General features: G+C 68.7%; 14 protein-coding genes. 4 read left to right on the plus strand and 10 right to left on the minus strand.

The genetic code is table 11. The features are described 5' to 3' along the window. Positions 1–366: HNH endonuclease signature motif containing protein (locus QMA07_RS16855; RefSeq protein WP_290163984.1), on the plus strand; the 366-nt coding region annotated here is incomplete at its 5' end. Here QMA07_RS16855 and QMA07_RS16860 read toward each other — a convergent pair. From QMA07_RS16860 to QMA07_RS16895, 8 genes are all read right to left on the minus strand, one after another. Then, complete coding sequence (locus QMA07_RS16860; protein WP_290163986.1) at positions 353–1,003, minus strand: HAD-IA family hydrolase; 651 nt, start codon at positions 1,001–1,003, stop codon at positions 353–355. The two genes, QMA07_RS16855 and QMA07_RS16860, sit on opposite strands and share 14 nt — an antisense overlap. 48 nt (positions 1,004–1,051) lie before the next feature. Continuing rightward, positions 1,052–1,744 carry an ATP-binding cassette domain-containing protein gene (locus QMA07_RS16865; RefSeq protein WP_290163988.1) on the minus strand — a complete coding sequence of 231 codons (693 nt, stop codon included), beginning with the start codon at positions 1,742–1,744 and terminating at the stop codon, positions 1,052–1,054. Further along, the gene (locus QMA07_RS16870; RefSeq protein ID WP_290163991.1) at positions 1,741–3,513 is read right to left on the minus strand and encodes an ATP-binding cassette domain-containing protein; all 1,773 of its coding nucleotides are present in this window, start codon (positions 3,511–3,513) and stop codon (positions 1,741–1,743) included. The genes QMA07_RS16865 and QMA07_RS16870 overlap by 4 nt, the downstream gene beginning before the upstream one ends. Next, positions 3,500–4,360: a branched-chain amino acid ABC transporter permease gene (locus QMA07_RS16875; RefSeq protein WP_290163993.1), complete on the minus strand. Its 861-nt coding sequence runs from the start codon at positions 4,358–4,360 to the stop codon at positions 3,500–3,502. Before QMA07_RS16875 ends, QMA07_RS16870 begins: the two co-directional genes overlap by 14 nt. Before the next feature lie 72 nt (positions 4,361–4,432). Next, on the minus strand, positions 4,433–5,602 hold the full coding sequence (locus QMA07_RS16880) for an ABC transporter substrate-binding protein (RefSeq protein ID WP_290163995.1): 1,170 nt from the start codon (positions 5,600–5,602) through the stop codon (positions 4,433–4,435). A 38-nt stretch (positions 5,603–5,640) separates the two neighbouring features. After that, positions 5,641–6,030: a nuclear transport factor 2 family protein gene (locus QMA07_RS16885; protein ID WP_290163997.1), complete on the minus strand. Its 390-nt coding sequence runs from the start codon at positions 6,028–6,030 to the stop codon at positions 5,641–5,643. Positions 6,031–6,061: 31 nt separating this feature from the next. Beyond that, positions 6,062–6,853, minus strand: a complete 792-nt coding sequence (locus tag QMA07_RS16890) for a MoaF C-terminal domain-containing protein (RefSeq protein ID WP_290163998.1) — start codon at positions 6,851–6,853, stop codon at positions 6,062–6,064. Between the two features lie 243 nt (positions 6,854–7,096). Then, positions 7,097–8,053, minus strand: a complete 957-nt coding sequence (locus QMA07_RS16895; RefSeq protein ID WP_290164001.1) for a helix-turn-helix domain-containing protein — start codon at positions 8,051–8,053, stop codon at positions 7,097–7,099. A 112-nt stretch (positions 8,054–8,165) separates the two neighbouring features. Between QMA07_RS16895 and QMA07_RS16900 the strand changes: the two genes are divergently transcribed. After that, a complete protein-coding gene (locus QMA07_RS16900) occupies positions 8,166–9,272 on the plus strand; it encodes a DUF998 domain-containing protein (RefSeq protein WP_290164003.1) in 1,107 nt (368 codons plus the stop codon). Between the two features lie 10 nt (positions 9,273–9,282). Here QMA07_RS16900 and QMA07_RS16905 read toward each other — a convergent pair whose 3' ends face one another. Next, entirely contained in the window at positions 9,283–10,137 is an 855-nt protein-coding gene (locus tag QMA07_RS16905; RefSeq protein ID WP_290164005.1) for a MurR/RpiR family transcriptional regulator, read from the minus strand. Between the two features lie 79 nt (positions 10,138–10,216). Here QMA07_RS16905 and QMA07_RS16910 point away from each other — a divergent pair, with 79 nt between their 5' ends. Beyond that, the gene (locus QMA07_RS16910) at positions 10,217–11,143 is read left to right on the plus strand and encodes a BadF/BadG/BcrA/BcrD ATPase family protein (protein ID WP_290164007.1); all 927 of its coding nucleotides are present in this window, start codon (positions 10,217–10,219) and stop codon (positions 11,141–11,143) included. Further along, positions 11,133–12,068 carry an N-acetylmuramic acid 6-phosphate etherase gene (gene murQ / locus QMA07_RS16915; RefSeq protein WP_290164008.1) on the plus strand — a complete coding sequence of 312 codons (936 nt, stop codon included), beginning with the start codon at positions 11,133–11,135 and terminating at the stop codon, positions 12,066–12,068. Before QMA07_RS16910 ends, murQ begins: the two co-directional genes overlap by 11 nt. Before the next feature lie 79 nt (positions 12,069–12,147). Here the strand turns inward: murQ and QMA07_RS16920 are convergent. Then, on the minus strand, positions 12,148–14,091 hold a 1,944-nt coding region (locus QMA07_RS16920), incomplete at its 5' end, for a primary-amine oxidase (protein ID WP_290164009.1).

Here is a 14,091-nt window from a genome sequence, read left to right on the forward strand (position 1 = left end):
CGGGTGTTCACCGTGCATCAGCGGCGGGCGATCATCGCTCGTGACAAGGAGTGCCTGATCCCCGGATGCCACGTCCCCGCGTCATGGTGCGAGATCCACCACGTCACCGAACACGCACGGGGCGGCCCGACCCACACGGACAACGGTGTGCCGTTGTGCTGGTGGCATCACCGGTCCCTCGGCACCTCGGGGTGGGAGATCCGGATGCATGACGGGCTTCCTCAGGTGCGTGGACCCGCATGGTGGGACCCCGACCAACGCTGGCGCACACCGCGACTCAGCGCAGCGCGCACTGCGTCATCGACACGACGTCATCACCGCATCCCCGATGTGGCGGGCCCACGCCACCGCGTCACCGTACGGTGAGCTCGAACCCATCCGCAGTCGGAACCACGGCCACCTGCGTGAGGTCGTCGACGTGGAAGGTCGGCTGATGAGACGTCGCGTGAGAGCCCACGCCGATCACTCGCATCCCTGCCGCATGGGCGGCCTGGATACCCGCGCCCGAATCTTCGAACACCACGCAGTCGGCGGGGTCGACGCCGAGCATCTTCGCACCCAGCAGGAAGCCTTCAGGGTCCGGCTTCGATGCCGACACGCTCTCCGCTGTCACGGTCAGCGACGGCACCGTGAGTCCTGCCTGGCCCATACGGGCGTTCATCAGCGTCACGTCAGCAGAGGTGACGATCGCATGAGGGTAGGGGAGCAGAGCCTCGAGCAGCACGTCGGCGCCCTCGATCGCGATGACGCCGTCGACGTCCTTGCTCTCGTTCGCCAGCATCACGGCGTTCTCGCGGATGTTGATCTCGTGATCCCGCTCGGGAAGCATGATCGCCATGCTCTGATGGCCCTGGCGACCGTGCACCACACTCAGCACCGTCGCGGGATCGATTCCGTGCGGCGCGGCCCATGCGAGCCACAGCCGTTCCACGACAGCGGTCGAATCGACGAGAGTTCCGTCCATGTCGAGCAGGACGGCGCGGACGCTGATGGTCTCGGTCATCCCCTCAGGCTACTGCGCAGCATCCGAAGTTCGAGCCGCGAGCCCGCCTCACCCACCGAGGTAGGCCCGATGCAACAGCTGCGAGTCCTCCTTCAACGCGTCAGCCGTGCCCTGGAAGGAGACCCGGCCGCCGGCGACCACGACGGCCTCTCGAGCCAGCCCGAGGGCGAGCTGGGTGAACTGCTCCACGAGCAGCACGCCGACCCCGGACTCGGCGATCGACTTCACGATCGGCATGAGCCGCATGAAGACCACCGGCGCGAGTCCGAGCGACATCTCATCGATCAGCAGGATCCGCGGCTTCGCGGCGAACGCGCGGGCGAGCACGACCATCTGCTGCTCGCCACCCGACAGCAGAGCGGTGGGCGAGTCGATGCGCTTCTCGAGCTCGGGGAACTGCGCGAGCGCAGCATCCAGTTCCGCAGGCGTCCGCGCGGTGAGCGAGATGTTCTCGCGCACGGTCAGCGACGGGAACACGGCCCGCCCCTGCTCGATGTGCACGATGCCACGGCGAGCCCTCGACACGCGAGACAACCTGTCGATCGGTTCGCCGTCGAGGATCAGTGACCCCTCGGAGTGCGGGGTCACGCCCGACACCGATTCGATCAGGCTCGTCTTGCCCGCCCCGTTCGGGCCCACCAGCGCCAGCACTTCGCCACCTCGCACCGTCAACGACACATCCGAGATCACCGGACCCGCACCGCGGCTGACCGTCACCCCTTGCAGCACCAGTTCGCTCACTTCAGCAGCTCCGTCTCTCCCATGTACGCCTTCACGACCTCCGGGTTCGCGAGCACCTCGGCCTGCGGTCCGCTGGCCAGCACCCGGCCGAAGTCGAGAACGGTGAGCGTCGGGCACACCGAGCGCACCAGGTCCAGGTCGTGCTCGATGATGATCAGCGCCACGCCGTAGCGAGCGGGCAGCTCGCGCAATCGCGCGGCGAGAGCGAGGTGCTCGTCGTGCGACAGGCCGGCTGCCGGCTCATCGAGAATCAGCAGCCGCGGTCGGGAGATCACGTTGGCTGCCACCTCGACCAGCCGTCTGGTGCCGACATCGACACTCGAGAGACGGGCAGCCGCCGACGGGCATCCGAAGAACTCCAGCACCTCGTCGATGTCGGATGCCGCGAGCCGCCGACGTGCGACGAACCTCACGTATGCGCCGACCGTGAGCGCGGGTGGCACCCTGTCCTGCTGGAAGGTCCGGCGCAGCCCGAGCCGTGCGCGCCTCGTCGGCGAGAGGCCGGCGAGGTCGCGATCTCCGAGCAGGACCCGACCGCCGTGCTTCGGCAGGAAGCCGCTGATGGCATCGACGAAGGTCGATTTGCCCGCTCCGTTCGGACCGATGAGCCCCATGATCGATGCTGCCGGCACCTGGAACGACACATCGTCGAGGGCCTTCAATGCGCCGAACTGCACCGTGAGACCCTCGACCGTGAGCACGGGTGCGCCGTCCAGGGCGCGCTCATCGACCGTGGCGGTGGTCGTGGTCGTGATGGCCGTGTCATCCGCATCAGCATCCGCAGGCAACGCAGTCAGCGTCGCCGATGCCGTCTTGCGATCCGCCCGCTTCCAGAGGAGAGCGCGGATGCCCTGTCCGAGGTTGGTTCCGCTGGTGATCGCCTGCACCCCGAGCACACCGAAGACGACGAAGGCCCAGTCCTGCGGCACGCCCCAGCGCTTCAACAGCTCGGGTACGAGAACCCAGAGGATGCCGCCGAGGATCGCCATGTCGATCAGATGCGCTCCCGACATGACGGCGAGCACGTAGAGGGCGAGGGACTGCAGCGGGGTGAAGCTCGATGCGAAAGGCAGCTGGACCTGACCTGCGAGCAACCCGCCGGCGATGCCTCCCAGTGCGGCCGAGACGGCGAACGCGGTGAGCTTCGCGCTCTGCACGCTCTGGCCGGCGGCCGCGGTGCCGCGCTCCGAGAAGGCGACGGCCTTCCAGCTCGAGCCCCACCGTCCGCGCTGCAGGAAGAACACGCCCAGTGCGCAGACGGCGAGCACGACGACCGAGAGGAAGAAGAACTCGCGATCGTTCGAGAACAGGCTGGGGCGCTCGACGGCCGTGCCATCGGCAGATCCGGGGAACTGGATCTGCACGAGGGTGACGTCAGCCGCGGCGGCGAAGCCCAGTGTGACGACGGCGAGGTTGACGCCGCGCAGCCTCAGCGCTGGCAGCCCGACGAGGATCCCGACGATGCCGGCGGCGATGCCACCGAGCGCGAGCCAGACGACGAAGCCGCCAGGTGCCTGCATGACGTTCAGCAGCGACACGATCCAGGCCCCCACCGCGGCGAACGTGAGCTGGCACAGCGCGATCATTCCGGCCGACCCTGTGACGATGCCGAGGCCCAGGATGGCGATCGCCGCGACGACCGCGCTGATCGCGAGGAACACGAAGTACCCGGGGAGGGCCCCGCTCAGGATGGCGCCCGCTCCCACTGCGGCGATGGCGACGGCGAAAGGCCAGGACAGACGGAACCAGGGACGGTCAGCGAGCGGCATCCCACACCTCCTTGCGCTGCGTCCACAGGAGCAGGACGACGATGAACAGGAAGGGAAGGAAGTTGCGCACGAGCGCGACCTCGTCGATCTGCGCGACGAGACCGCCGAGCACACCGAGCACGACACCGCCGACGACGGCGAGGTCGAGTCGGCGGAAGCCGCCGAGCAGCGCGGCGGCCGCGGCGGGGACGATGAGCATCGCGAGGCTGGTCGCGTCGTTCGATTGCGACGGCGCGATGATCATGATCGCGATCGCGCTGATCACACCGGTGACGAACCACACGGCGATCGACAGCGGACGCGATCGGATGCCGAGCAGCTCGGCGGTCGTCGGGCGCTCCGACAGCGCGCGCAGCTGCGTGCCGACTCTCGTGCGACGCAGGACGATCCGCACCGCGACCGCCGTCACGATCGCCATGACGACCGTGGCGATCGTCACCTGACTGATCACGACCCCGCCGAGGGAGAACGCGGGGCCGGCGATGATCGGCGTGAACGGCTGCGGCTTGTTGCCGAACAGGATGAACGACATCGAGATCAGCAGGAGCAGGGGACCGACGGTCATCGCCGATCGGGTGGTGGTGGAGGCCTCGGAGAGCCAGGTCGCGGCGATCCAACCGATCGCGGCGGAGAGGACTCCGCCGACGAGCACGCCGAGGACGGAGCCGAGCCAGATCGGCAGCCCCAGTTCGCTGACGAACCATACGGCGCTGAAGGCGCCGAACATCCCGGTCGCGGCCTGAGCGAAGTTGACGACCCGCACGAGGCGGGACATCAGGGTCAGGCACACTCCGAGGACCGCATAGAGACCGCCGGCGGCGAGACCGGCGATGGCGCCTTGCAGCATGAGGCGTCCTTTCTGGTGTGAGGGGGAGGGGACCTGCCGCCGAGAATGCGCTCGGCGGCAGGCGAGGTGCGGCTACTCGCCGATGCGGAGCCAGTCGTCGGCGACCTTCTCCCAGGCGTTCGTGCCGGATTCGAGGATGATCGGCCACCCGGCGGTGTTCTGCGTGCCGAAGGCATAGGGGGTTCCGACCATCGGGTTCTCGATGGGGTCCATCCCGCGCAGCGCCTCGGCGACCGTCTCGCGGGTGATGTCGCCGTCCATTCCCTCGAGCACCTCGATGAAGTAGGTCGCCGCGAGGTATCCGCCCTGGCTGAACGAGGTGAGGGGGATGTCGTTGGCCTCCATCAGCTCTCGCCAGTCGGCGTTGATCTCGTCATCGTCGGTGAAGGGGTAGAACTCGGCCGGCACGTAGATGCCGGCACCCGCATCGTCGATCGCCTCCGCGAAGTTCTCGCTGTAGACGCTCGTCAGGTAGAGCCAGGTCACGTCATCCCATCCCTGGGCATTGGCGGCCTTCACCTGGCCGATCGCGTCGGGTTCGACGGGGTTGATCGCGAGAGCCTTGCACCCCTGTTCGCGGGCCTTCACGATGTAGGGCGTGTAGTCCGAAGCGCCGTAGGGCACGGTGTCGTCGACGTACTTCGGCTCCTCACCGGTGATCTCGGTCCACTTGTCGATCGCGGCCTGATAGGTCGGGCGTGTGGATCCTGCGATCTCCAGAAGGATGCAGATGTCATCGAGCCCGAGCACCTCCGAGCCGTACTGCAGGGTGAGGGTCATGTCGTTGAACGGACCGACGTTCGCGGGTGAGATGTTGTCACTGGCGAAGCAGCCGGTGTCGACCCCGATGCCCGGGAGCGACAGGATCTCCTCCTGCTCGTAGTACTTCGCGTTGATCTCGCACTCGATCAGGCTCGCGGAGCCGACCAGCGCGACGGCTCCGTCGCTGCCGACCAGCTCGCGGGCCGACGCCGTGGCGGTCGCCGGGTCGCCCTTGTCGTCGAGGGTCTTGTACTCGATGGTGCGTCCGTCCAGGCCTCCGGCCTCGTTGAATGCGTCGAACACGGCGGCCGCCGCGAGAGATGCCTCGGGGAACGTCGCCGGGCCGCTGATCGTGTTCACGGAGCCGACGACGATGGGGGCGCCTTCGCCGCCTCCGCTGCCGTCTCCGCCGGCGCAGCCGGCCAGGGTGAGGGCTGCCACGGCGATGAGCGCCGCAGTGCCGGATACTCGCTTGTTCATGTGATTCCTGCCTCTCATGTGCTTCGGGTGTGCTGCGGTCAGTCGCGCAGTGCGCGGTTGACCAGTTCGGTGTCGGTGAACTGCTCGAACGCGACGACTCTGCGATCGGTCAGGCGCCAGACGTGCGCCACGCGCGCTGCGAAGAATCTGCCGGTCGCTCGATACGTGCCCGAGTAGGTGCCGATGCCCACGACCACGTCTCCGCCGTCGATGACCTCGTCGATCGCGACCGTGTAGTCGTCCCACTCGTCCTGGATCCGCTGTAAGACACCGACGGCCACCGCGTCGGGCCCCAGGTACGTGCCGGCGTAGGGGAACCCCGCCGCCTCGGTCCAGCTCACGTCGTCGGCGAGGGGTGCCAGCATGCCGTCGAGGTCGCCGCGATCGCTGGCCGCGTAGTGCTCTGTGATGATGTCTGCGTTGCTCATGATGGCTCCCTGTCAGGGTCTCGGTGCCGGGTCAGACGGGTTGTGCGTCCGGGTACTCGACGGAGCCGAGCGGATAGATGTGGCCACCGCCGCGCGAATGTTCGGCGTCGCCCTCGCCGTTGAGGCCGAGGAAGATCCCGGTCGTCATCAGCTGGTATCCGAGGTCGTGCAGCCAGACGCTGGCGACCGCGATGCGGAACTCGCGGAAGCAGAAGAGATAGAGCCCGTCGGCGAACTTCCACACCGTCGAGAGGTCCATGTCGCCGTGGCCGCGCTGCACGCCCTCCAGGCACTGCCACGCGTAGCGCCGGCTCGAGATGTAGACGTGCTCGTAGAGGTGATGGGGGCTGTAGCGGTAGACGTTGCGCTTGCCGATGAGGTCGCGGCTCGGCCCGGGCACCTCTCCCGTCGCGGTGCCGCCGTCGGTCGTCGCCGCCCAGAAGTCCTGACCGACCTGAGGCGTGCCTTCGATCGCGTCAGCCGCGATCCGCGACCGCACGACGGTCGCCCGGTGCGTCGTCGTCGAGTAGACGATCGTGATCGCCTCGCGCTCGCGGCTCTCGAGCGGGATGTTCACGAACACCACATCGTCGCGCACGGCCACGGCGTCATAAGGATCGGTGCCGTCGGCCCCGAGGCCCGACCACGTGACGGCGACGGCGTCGAACGAGAGCGAGAGCATCGATCCGTCATCGAGCGCGAGCGTCAACACGGTGCCAGACAGCGACGCGTTCGGCAGTCGGAACGTGTCGATGCCCGCGGCGAACTCGTCATAGGTGCGCCACTCGTCGAGGGCGGAATCGGTCGTGGCAGGGGCGATCATGGGGGTCCTGACGTCGCATCCAGCGGAGCATCGTCGCTCCGGGCATCGCGTCATCGCGGTGCGCTTGCCCCATGCTCCGGTGGCGCACGGCATCCGCTCAAGAGAAGCGGCGCCATCGCGCGCCGACAGTCAACCGGCGTGCCCTGCCGAACAAGGACAGTGCAGTCCGACTCGCCGAAGACGCTTCGCGCGAGGGCGCTCAGTGCGTGCTCAGTGCGTGCTCAGTGCGTGCTCAGCGCACGCTCAGTGCGCGGCGCGGTACTCGCTCGGAGAGATGCCGAAGGCGGACTTGAACGCCCGGCTGAAGTGCGCGGCATCGACGAAGCCCCAGCGTGCGGCGATCGCCGCGACAGGCCGGTCTGCCAGCATCGGGTCGAGCAGATCGCGGCGGCACTGCTCGAGGCGGCGCGTGCGGATCCATGTCGAGACGGTCACGCCCTGCTCCTGGAAGAGGCCGTGCAGGTGGCGGGTCGAGATGAAGTGCGCCGAGGCGATGCTCGCGGGTCCGAGATCGGTCGACGCGAGGTTGCGGTCGATGTACGAGCGGATGCGCTGCACGAGAGCGCGATGAGGGTCGGCCGAGACTCCGTCGAGACCGAGTTCGCGCGTGAACACCGTCGTGACGAGGTCGAGGGCGCTGTGCGCCAACCGGGCACCCGTGGTTCCGGCGAGCTGATCGAGGTTGCCTGCGAGCTGCGTGAGGTAGGGCACGACCATACCGCCGAGGCCGCCCTGGCCCGAGATGCGCACGGCGGTGAGCTGCCCGATCATGTCGGAGGGGAGGCTGATCAGGTGCTTCGGGAACATCACGACCATCGTGCGGAAGTCGTCGTCGAACACCAGGGAGTACGGCCGGTCGGTGTCGTAGACGGCGAGGTCTCCTGCCTGCAGCACTGCCTCCCGGTCGTCCTGGATCAGCAGCCCGGTGCCGGCGAGCATGAGGCTGAGCTTGAAGTACGAACGGTCGCTGCGCGCGATGAGCTCGGGCGTCCGCTCCACGACGTGGGAGGTGGCGCGCACCTCGTTCACATGCACCTCGTCGACCGACGCCCCGCGGATGATCCCGCGGAAGTGGTCGGGCCCGGCCGTCGACACCTGCAGGGGCACGAAGGACTCCGAGACGGCGGCACGGAATTCGCTGATGTTGCGCGCGACGAGAGTCGACACCGATTCGGCGGGGGCGGCGGCTGCACCGTTCATGAATGATCACCTCGGGTGGTGGAACGACGACGTTGTATACGATCCGTGCCGTGATGCTATCACCGGCGCGGTCCGGAGGGCGAGGCTTCTATGATGTGGGCGGAGGCCAGCGATGAGATATCTCGGTGAGAAGGTCAGGCAGGTCCTGCGTCAGCTGCGCGGACCCGACAAGGCGGATGCGGTGTTCGAGGCCACCGCGCTCATCGTCGGGGCCCTGTTCTTCGTGCTCGGGTTCGCCATCGGCTGGCCGGTCTTCTGGGGCCAGGAGATGGCGATCAGCGGCACCGGCTCGATCGGCGCGTTCGCGGCCTACGGCGGCGCGATCACCGCCGTGCTGGCCTTCGCGCTCGGCCGCCTCGTCTCAAGGCCCGCCACGGTCGCGCCCGACGGCACCCGCGACGGATTCAGCGTTCCGGGCGACCGGCTCCGGTGGTACGACCTGGCAGCCATCGCCTTCGCACATGCGGCGATCGCCTATCTCGGGTGGCTCGGCATCGCCGAGCTCCTCGAGCGCAGCTTCACCGGTGCCCCGGTCTTCGCCTTCCCCGGAGCGATTCTGGTGGCTGTGGCGTTCGCGCTCACCGCCTATGTGACGTTCCTCAGCGCCGTCGCGCTCACACCGACAGTGCTGTCGCTCGTGCTCGCGGTGTTCCTGGTGGTCGGCGCCTTCGCCGCGATGCTCGCCTCCAGTGATGTGTACTGGTGGCAGGACAACCTGTCGGCGCTCGGCATGAGCAGCAACAGCGCCTCGGCCGCCTTCAACGTCACACTGATCATCGCCGGCGTCATGGTGACGACGATCGCGCGCTACGCCACCGCGGGGCTGCCGGTCGACGATCCGATCGATCGGCGCGGTCGCTTCATGGTGCGCGGCGGTCTGATCCTGATGGGCATCTTCCTCGCGTGCGTCGGGATCTTCCCCGTCGATGAGTTCTTCCTCGTGCACAACACGGTGGCCACCGGCATGGTCGTCGTGTTCGCGGTCGTCGTGGTGGGTCTGCCGTGGTTCCTGCGCACGATCCCTCGGGTCTTCGTGGCGTTCGGCTGGGCCTATGTGCTGGTGATCATCCTGCTCGCAGCCTTCTTCGCGGTCGGTTACTACAACCTCACGGCGGTCGAGCTGATCGCCGCCGTCCTGATCTTCAGCTGGATCATCGTGTTCCTACGGACGGCCGGGTCGGTAGACCCCGAGCGTCGACTCGCACCCGTGCAGGCCTGAGGACAGACCTTCAGCGCAGCGGCCGCGTCGCGTCGGCGGTGCGCTGGAGGGCGTGGACGGTGTGCGCATGCCGGTGCTGAGCGACGCCGACGAACAGGCAGTCGACGACAGCGAGCTGTGCGATCCGGCTCACCATCGCCCCGGCTCGGAGTCGCGGCTCGCGGGCGCGGGTGAGCAGGGTGTGGTCGCAGCCCTCGGCGAGGGGCGACGATGACGCTCCCGTGACGCCGATCGTGACGCCCGCCGCAGCTCGCGCGGTCTGCAGGAAGTGCACGGTCTCACGGGTCGTTCCGGAATGAGAGAAGCCGATCGCGACCGTCTTCCTGGCTCCGAGCGACGCGGCGGCGCTCGCCTCGTGCGCGTCGGTCAGCACGATCGCCGCATGCCCGATGCGGAGCAGTTTGTGGCCGAGGTCGGCGGCCGCGTGGCCGCTCGCACCGATGCCGAAGAGCAGAACACGATCGGCGTCGTCGATCGCCTCGACGGCAGCCGCGAGGGCGTCGTAGTCGAGGTTCGCGATGGTCTCCTCGATGGCGAGCAGTTCGAGCGCAGCGACCTTGGCCGTCGCCTCGCGCAGCGTGTCGGCCGCGGAGATCTCGGAACCGAAACCGGATGCTGCAGGGAACTGCACCGACTCGCGGCCGAGCTCGGTGGCCAGTGCCATTCTCAGCGCGGCGTAGCCGTTCACGCCGATCGAACGGCAGAAGCGGACGACCGAGGCGACAGAGGTGTCGCACCTCGCAGCGATCTCGGTGATCGTGCTGTCCACGACGATGGTCGGATCGTCGGCGATCGTCCGAGCGATGCGCGCCAGCGACGGCGGCAGCTTCTCGGCTGCGGTGGCGATCGTCGTCTGGATGCTCATGGCTCTCCTGGCGTCGGGGCGGGTTTCGGGCGTGTGAACAATTCTTTCATGCGCCATCGGTCTTGCGTAGACTATTTCCATGTCTTCTCCGCGCGCCCTCGCCGCCGTCGATCTCGGCAAATCGCGATGCCGTGCAGTGATCTCGGGACCCCGGTGCGCGGATGACCACGGTGCTCACCGCCGACCCGTGTACGACGGCACCGGGGCACCGGGCCTGGCGGCTGCAGACGGCGTCGCCGCAGCACTCGCTGCGATCCTTCCCCTGCGTCACTCGCTCGACGAGTCGATCTCTGCGCTGTCGGTGGGCGCTGCGGGTGCCTGGGCGGCCCCCGAGGCCGCGTCCGAGTTGGCGCGCGGCCTCGTCGACGTCTTCCAGGCGCCGGTCGTGGTGACCTCTGACGTCGTGTCCGCCCATGCGGGAGCGCTCGACGGAAGGGCCGGGGTGCTCCTGATCGCCGGAACAGGTGCAGCGGCCCTCGGCATCGACGGCGATACAGCCACCCTCGTCGACGGATGGGGCCCCGAGCTGGGCGATTTCGGCAGCGGATCGTGGTTCGGGCGCGAGGCGCTGCGTGCTGTCCTCCGCGCCTCGGTCGGCCTCGCGCCCCCGACAGCGCTCACGGATGCGGTGGCACCGACGATCGGCGGTCCACTCGCGATTCCCGCCTGGCTCTCGACCGGCGGTCCGGTGCCCCGACGCCTCGCGACCCTGGCGCCGTCGGTGTTCGATGCGGCGGAGGGCGGCGATCCCGTCTCGAGGGAGATCGTCGCCGAGGGCGTCCGTCTTCTCGTCGCATCTGTCGTCGCGGCGTCTTCGGGCGGCCATGATGTCGCCCTGCACGGCGGGCTCACGGAACACGTCTGGTTCCGCGCAGCCCTCGGCCAGGCACTGCGTGCCGCAGGCCGCCCGGTCGCCGTCTCTGTCGGTGACGCCCTCGACGGAGCGCTCCTGCTCGCGGAGCGCACCGATCTTCCCCACGAAAGGTTCGTGCATCGTGCCGAATGAACACGCCAGACTGACCGCGCTCCTCGATGTCCTCTCCACGCTCGGCACGGAAGCGTCGACGACGGAACGTGGCGATCTCGACCTGCTGGAGACCGCGGAGCTCGTGCGGCGGATGAACGCAGGGGACCACCGCGTCCCGACCGCCGTCGGCGAGCGCAGCACGCAGATCGCCGCGGCCGTCGACGGCATCACCGAGCGCTTTCGAGCCGGCGGGCGCCTCATCTACCTCGGGGCGGGCACCGCGGGTCGCGTCGGTGTGCTCGACGCCAGCGAGTGCCCGCCGACCTTCGGCACGGACCCCTCGATGGTGGTGGGGCTGATCGCCGGGGGCGAGACGGCGATCCGCGCCGCGGTCGAGAACGCCGAGGACGACGACGAGGCCGCGGCGACCTCGTTGCGTGAGCTCGGGCTCACCGAACGTGACACGGTCGTCGGCATCTCGGCGTCGGGTCGCACGCCGTACGTCGTGGGCGGCCTCGAATACGCGCGGGGAGTCGGCGCGCTCACCGTCGCGATCGCCTCGAACCAGGCATCCGAGATCGGGGCCGTCGCCGAGATCGCGATCGAGGTCGTCACGGGGCCCGAGTTCATCTCGGGCTCGACACGGCTGAAGTCGGGAACGGCACAGAAGCTCGTCGTGAACATGCTCACGACCCTCTCGATGATCAAGCTCGGCAAGACGCACCACGGCGTGATGGTCGACCTGCTGGCCACGAACGAGAAGCTGCACGCGCGCTCGATCCGCACGGTCACCGAGCTCACCGGCGCCGGGGTCGACGAGGCCTCCGAGGCTCTGGACGCGGCCGGAGGCTCTGTGAAGCTCGCGATCCTGATGATCTCCACGGGCGCATCGGCGGAAGCCGCGGCTCACGCGCTCGACGAGGCCGACGGCATCCTGCGCGTCGCGATCGCCCGACTCTCTTGAGGGGTACGTTCGCGGCGTGCTTCCGCCAGGGGCTGCCCGATGACGACGACCCACTGACCTCCGACAGCGGGGGCGAGGTTCAGTGGGCGCAGCTGCAGCCTTCGCCGCCCCCGCAGCATCCGGCATCCGCAGAGACGTGCGCCTGCGACGATTCCGGCACGTCCATCGCGGGGTTCTGATCGAGGAAGCCGTTCGGCTTGAACCAGAATCCGGCGTAGTCGACCGGCATGATCGGCCAGTCCTCCGGGCGGGGGAAGTGCGTGAGGCCGAAGGTGTGCCACAGCACGATGTCCTCGCCGTCGAGCGACCGGTCGCCCGCGGTGTACTCCGGCAGCCCTGAGCCGCCCTGATGCGCGTTCGGATATCGACCGGCGGGCCAGATCTGACCCTGCTCATGCTGCGTCGCCCACAGGTGCTTCGTGGCGAAGGTCGCGCGTGCGGCGACCGATGACGCGGGGTCGGCCATCAGCAGTGCGGTGGGCTGGGGGATCAGGTGATACGCCGTCGGGCGCCCGACGGCGTTGGTGCGGGTCGTGCTCTGCACCTCCCAGGCGCGCGCGACGGACGAGTCCGCCTCCCGCTGCGCCTCGGCCTCCGACAGCAGCGGGGTCTCCGACCAGGTGAACGCGTTGCCGAACGGGTTGTCCGGCCCCATCGGTATGCGCTGCGCGTCGATCTCGAACAGGCGGTTCTCGTCGCCGTCGATCGCGACATCGAGCCGGGCGCAGAACAGGTGCTGGTGCACCGGGGCGAACACGCCGGGTGCGAGCTCGGTGGCGTGCTTCTGACGCACTCCGGGTTCGCCCGCGCCCGCGAACACGATTCCGGTGGCCTTGGCCACGACCTCGATCGAGCCGTCGAGGTAGAAGTGCCAGTAGAACCCGTAGTCGTAGTTGCCGATCGTCGAGAAGTACGACACCACGAAGCGGCGCGAGCGGCGCACGTCCGAGCGTCCGGCGAGGTCGGTGTGCTTCCAGAGGATGCCGTAGTCCTCCTCGTGCATGCAGACGACGTTGGGGATGCGCACGGGGTTGCCGCGGTCATCGGCGACGTAGCCGTCGAGGTACCGGATCACGCCCAGGCAGTCGCAGCCGAGCTCGAGGTGGTTGGCGTTCTTGCCCAGCAGGTACTCGCCGGCGTCGAAGTAGCTGATCCAGAAGCGTCCGGGTGCGGTGTCGCCATAGGGCACGACCATCTCGGGCACGCTCGCCCTGCTGAGCACCGAGCGTCCGTCGAACGCGACGTCGTGCAGCACGAGCCCCTCGCGCGCGTTGAAGCTGACCCTCATCGACCAGTTCTCCCACTCGACGAGTGATCCGGTGACGGCGAAGCTCGGCCCCTCCGGCTGCGTGATCTCGATGGGCTTGAGCGACGTGCGCGCCTCGCCCTGAGCTTCGGGGTAGTAGTTGCCGTGGCCCGCCGGCACCGGCACATCGCCCTCGTCGTCGATGCGGATCACGCTTCCGGCAGTGAGATCGATGTGCACGACCAGTCCCTCGACGGGGTGCGCCCAGGGGGAATCGTTCTCGTCGTACTTGAGGAACGTGAGCGAGCGGATGACGCGGCGCCCCACCTCATCCGCGCGTCCCGTGTATCCGGGCGCCAGGGGTCCGCAGAAGGCGAGCGGCATGTGGTCGGCGAGTCCGCGTCGGGTCATCGCCGCCTGCCACTCGGGCGAGGCCTTCGCGATCGCCTCGGCGCGTTCGTATTCTTCGAAGAGGTACTGGGGCTGGCCGTACGGAGGCGCATCGTTGGGGACCCGCGCGGCGTGCAGCACCTCGCCGCGGGTGATCGACACGACGACCTCGGTGGCGACGCCGGTCGCGGTGTCGAGCAGCGTCGCGTCGATCCGCCGGTCGATGGGGGAGCCGGGCATCCACGCGGCGAGCTCCTGCCTGGTGGGCTCATCGGGCAGGAGCATCGGGACTCTGACGGTGTCGCCGAGGAGCCCGGCGGACTCGAGCACGGCGCGGGCTGCGGCGATCTCGGCGCCGGTGAGCGGGTCGAGCGGATGCGGGGTGGG

This window comes from Microbacterium sp. APC 3901, from assembly GCF_030407765.1.
GTDB lineage: Bacteria > Actinomycetota > Actinomycetes > Actinomycetales > Microbacteriaceae > Microbacterium.

Coding starts and splice junctions, on each gene's coding strand:
- QMA07_RS16880 (WP_290163995.1), bottom strand. CDS start 5,602: ATGAACAAGCGAGTATCCGGCACTGCGGCGCTCATCGCCGTGGCAGCC.
- QMA07_RS16910 (WP_290164007.1), top strand. CDS start 10,217: ATGTCTTCTCCGCGCGCCCTCGCCGCCGTCGATCTCGGCAAATCGCGA.
- QMA07_RS16875 (WP_290163993.1), bottom strand. CDS start 4,360: ATGCTGCAAGGCGCCATCGCCGGTCTCGCCGCCGGCGGTCTCTATGCG.
- QMA07_RS16870 (WP_290163991.1), bottom strand. CDS start 3,513: ATGCCGCTCGCTGACCGTCCCTGGTTCCGTCTGTCCTGGCCTTTCGCC.
- QMA07_RS16900 (WP_290164003.1), top strand. CDS start 8,166: ATGAGATATCTCGGTGAGAAGGTCAGGCAGGTCCTGCGTCAGCTGCGC.
- QMA07_RS16890 (WP_290163998.1), bottom strand. CDS start 6,853: ATGATCGCCCCTGCCACGACCGATTCCGCCCTCGACGAGTGGCGCACC.
- QMA07_RS16885 (WP_290163997.1), bottom strand. CDS start 6,030: ATGAGCAACGCAGACATCATCACAGAGCACTACGCGGCCAGCGATCGC.
- QMA07_RS16895 (WP_290164001.1), bottom strand. CDS start 8,053: ATGAACGGTGCAGCCGCCGCCCCCGCCGAATCGGTGTCGACTCTCGTC.
- QMA07_RS16905 (WP_290164005.1), bottom strand. CDS start 10,137: ATGAGCATCCAGACGACGATCGCCACCGCAGCCGAGAAGCTGCCGCCG.
- QMA07_RS16860 (WP_290163986.1), bottom strand. CDS start 1,003: ATGACCGAGACCATCAGCGTCCGCGCCGTCCTGCTCGACATGGACGGA.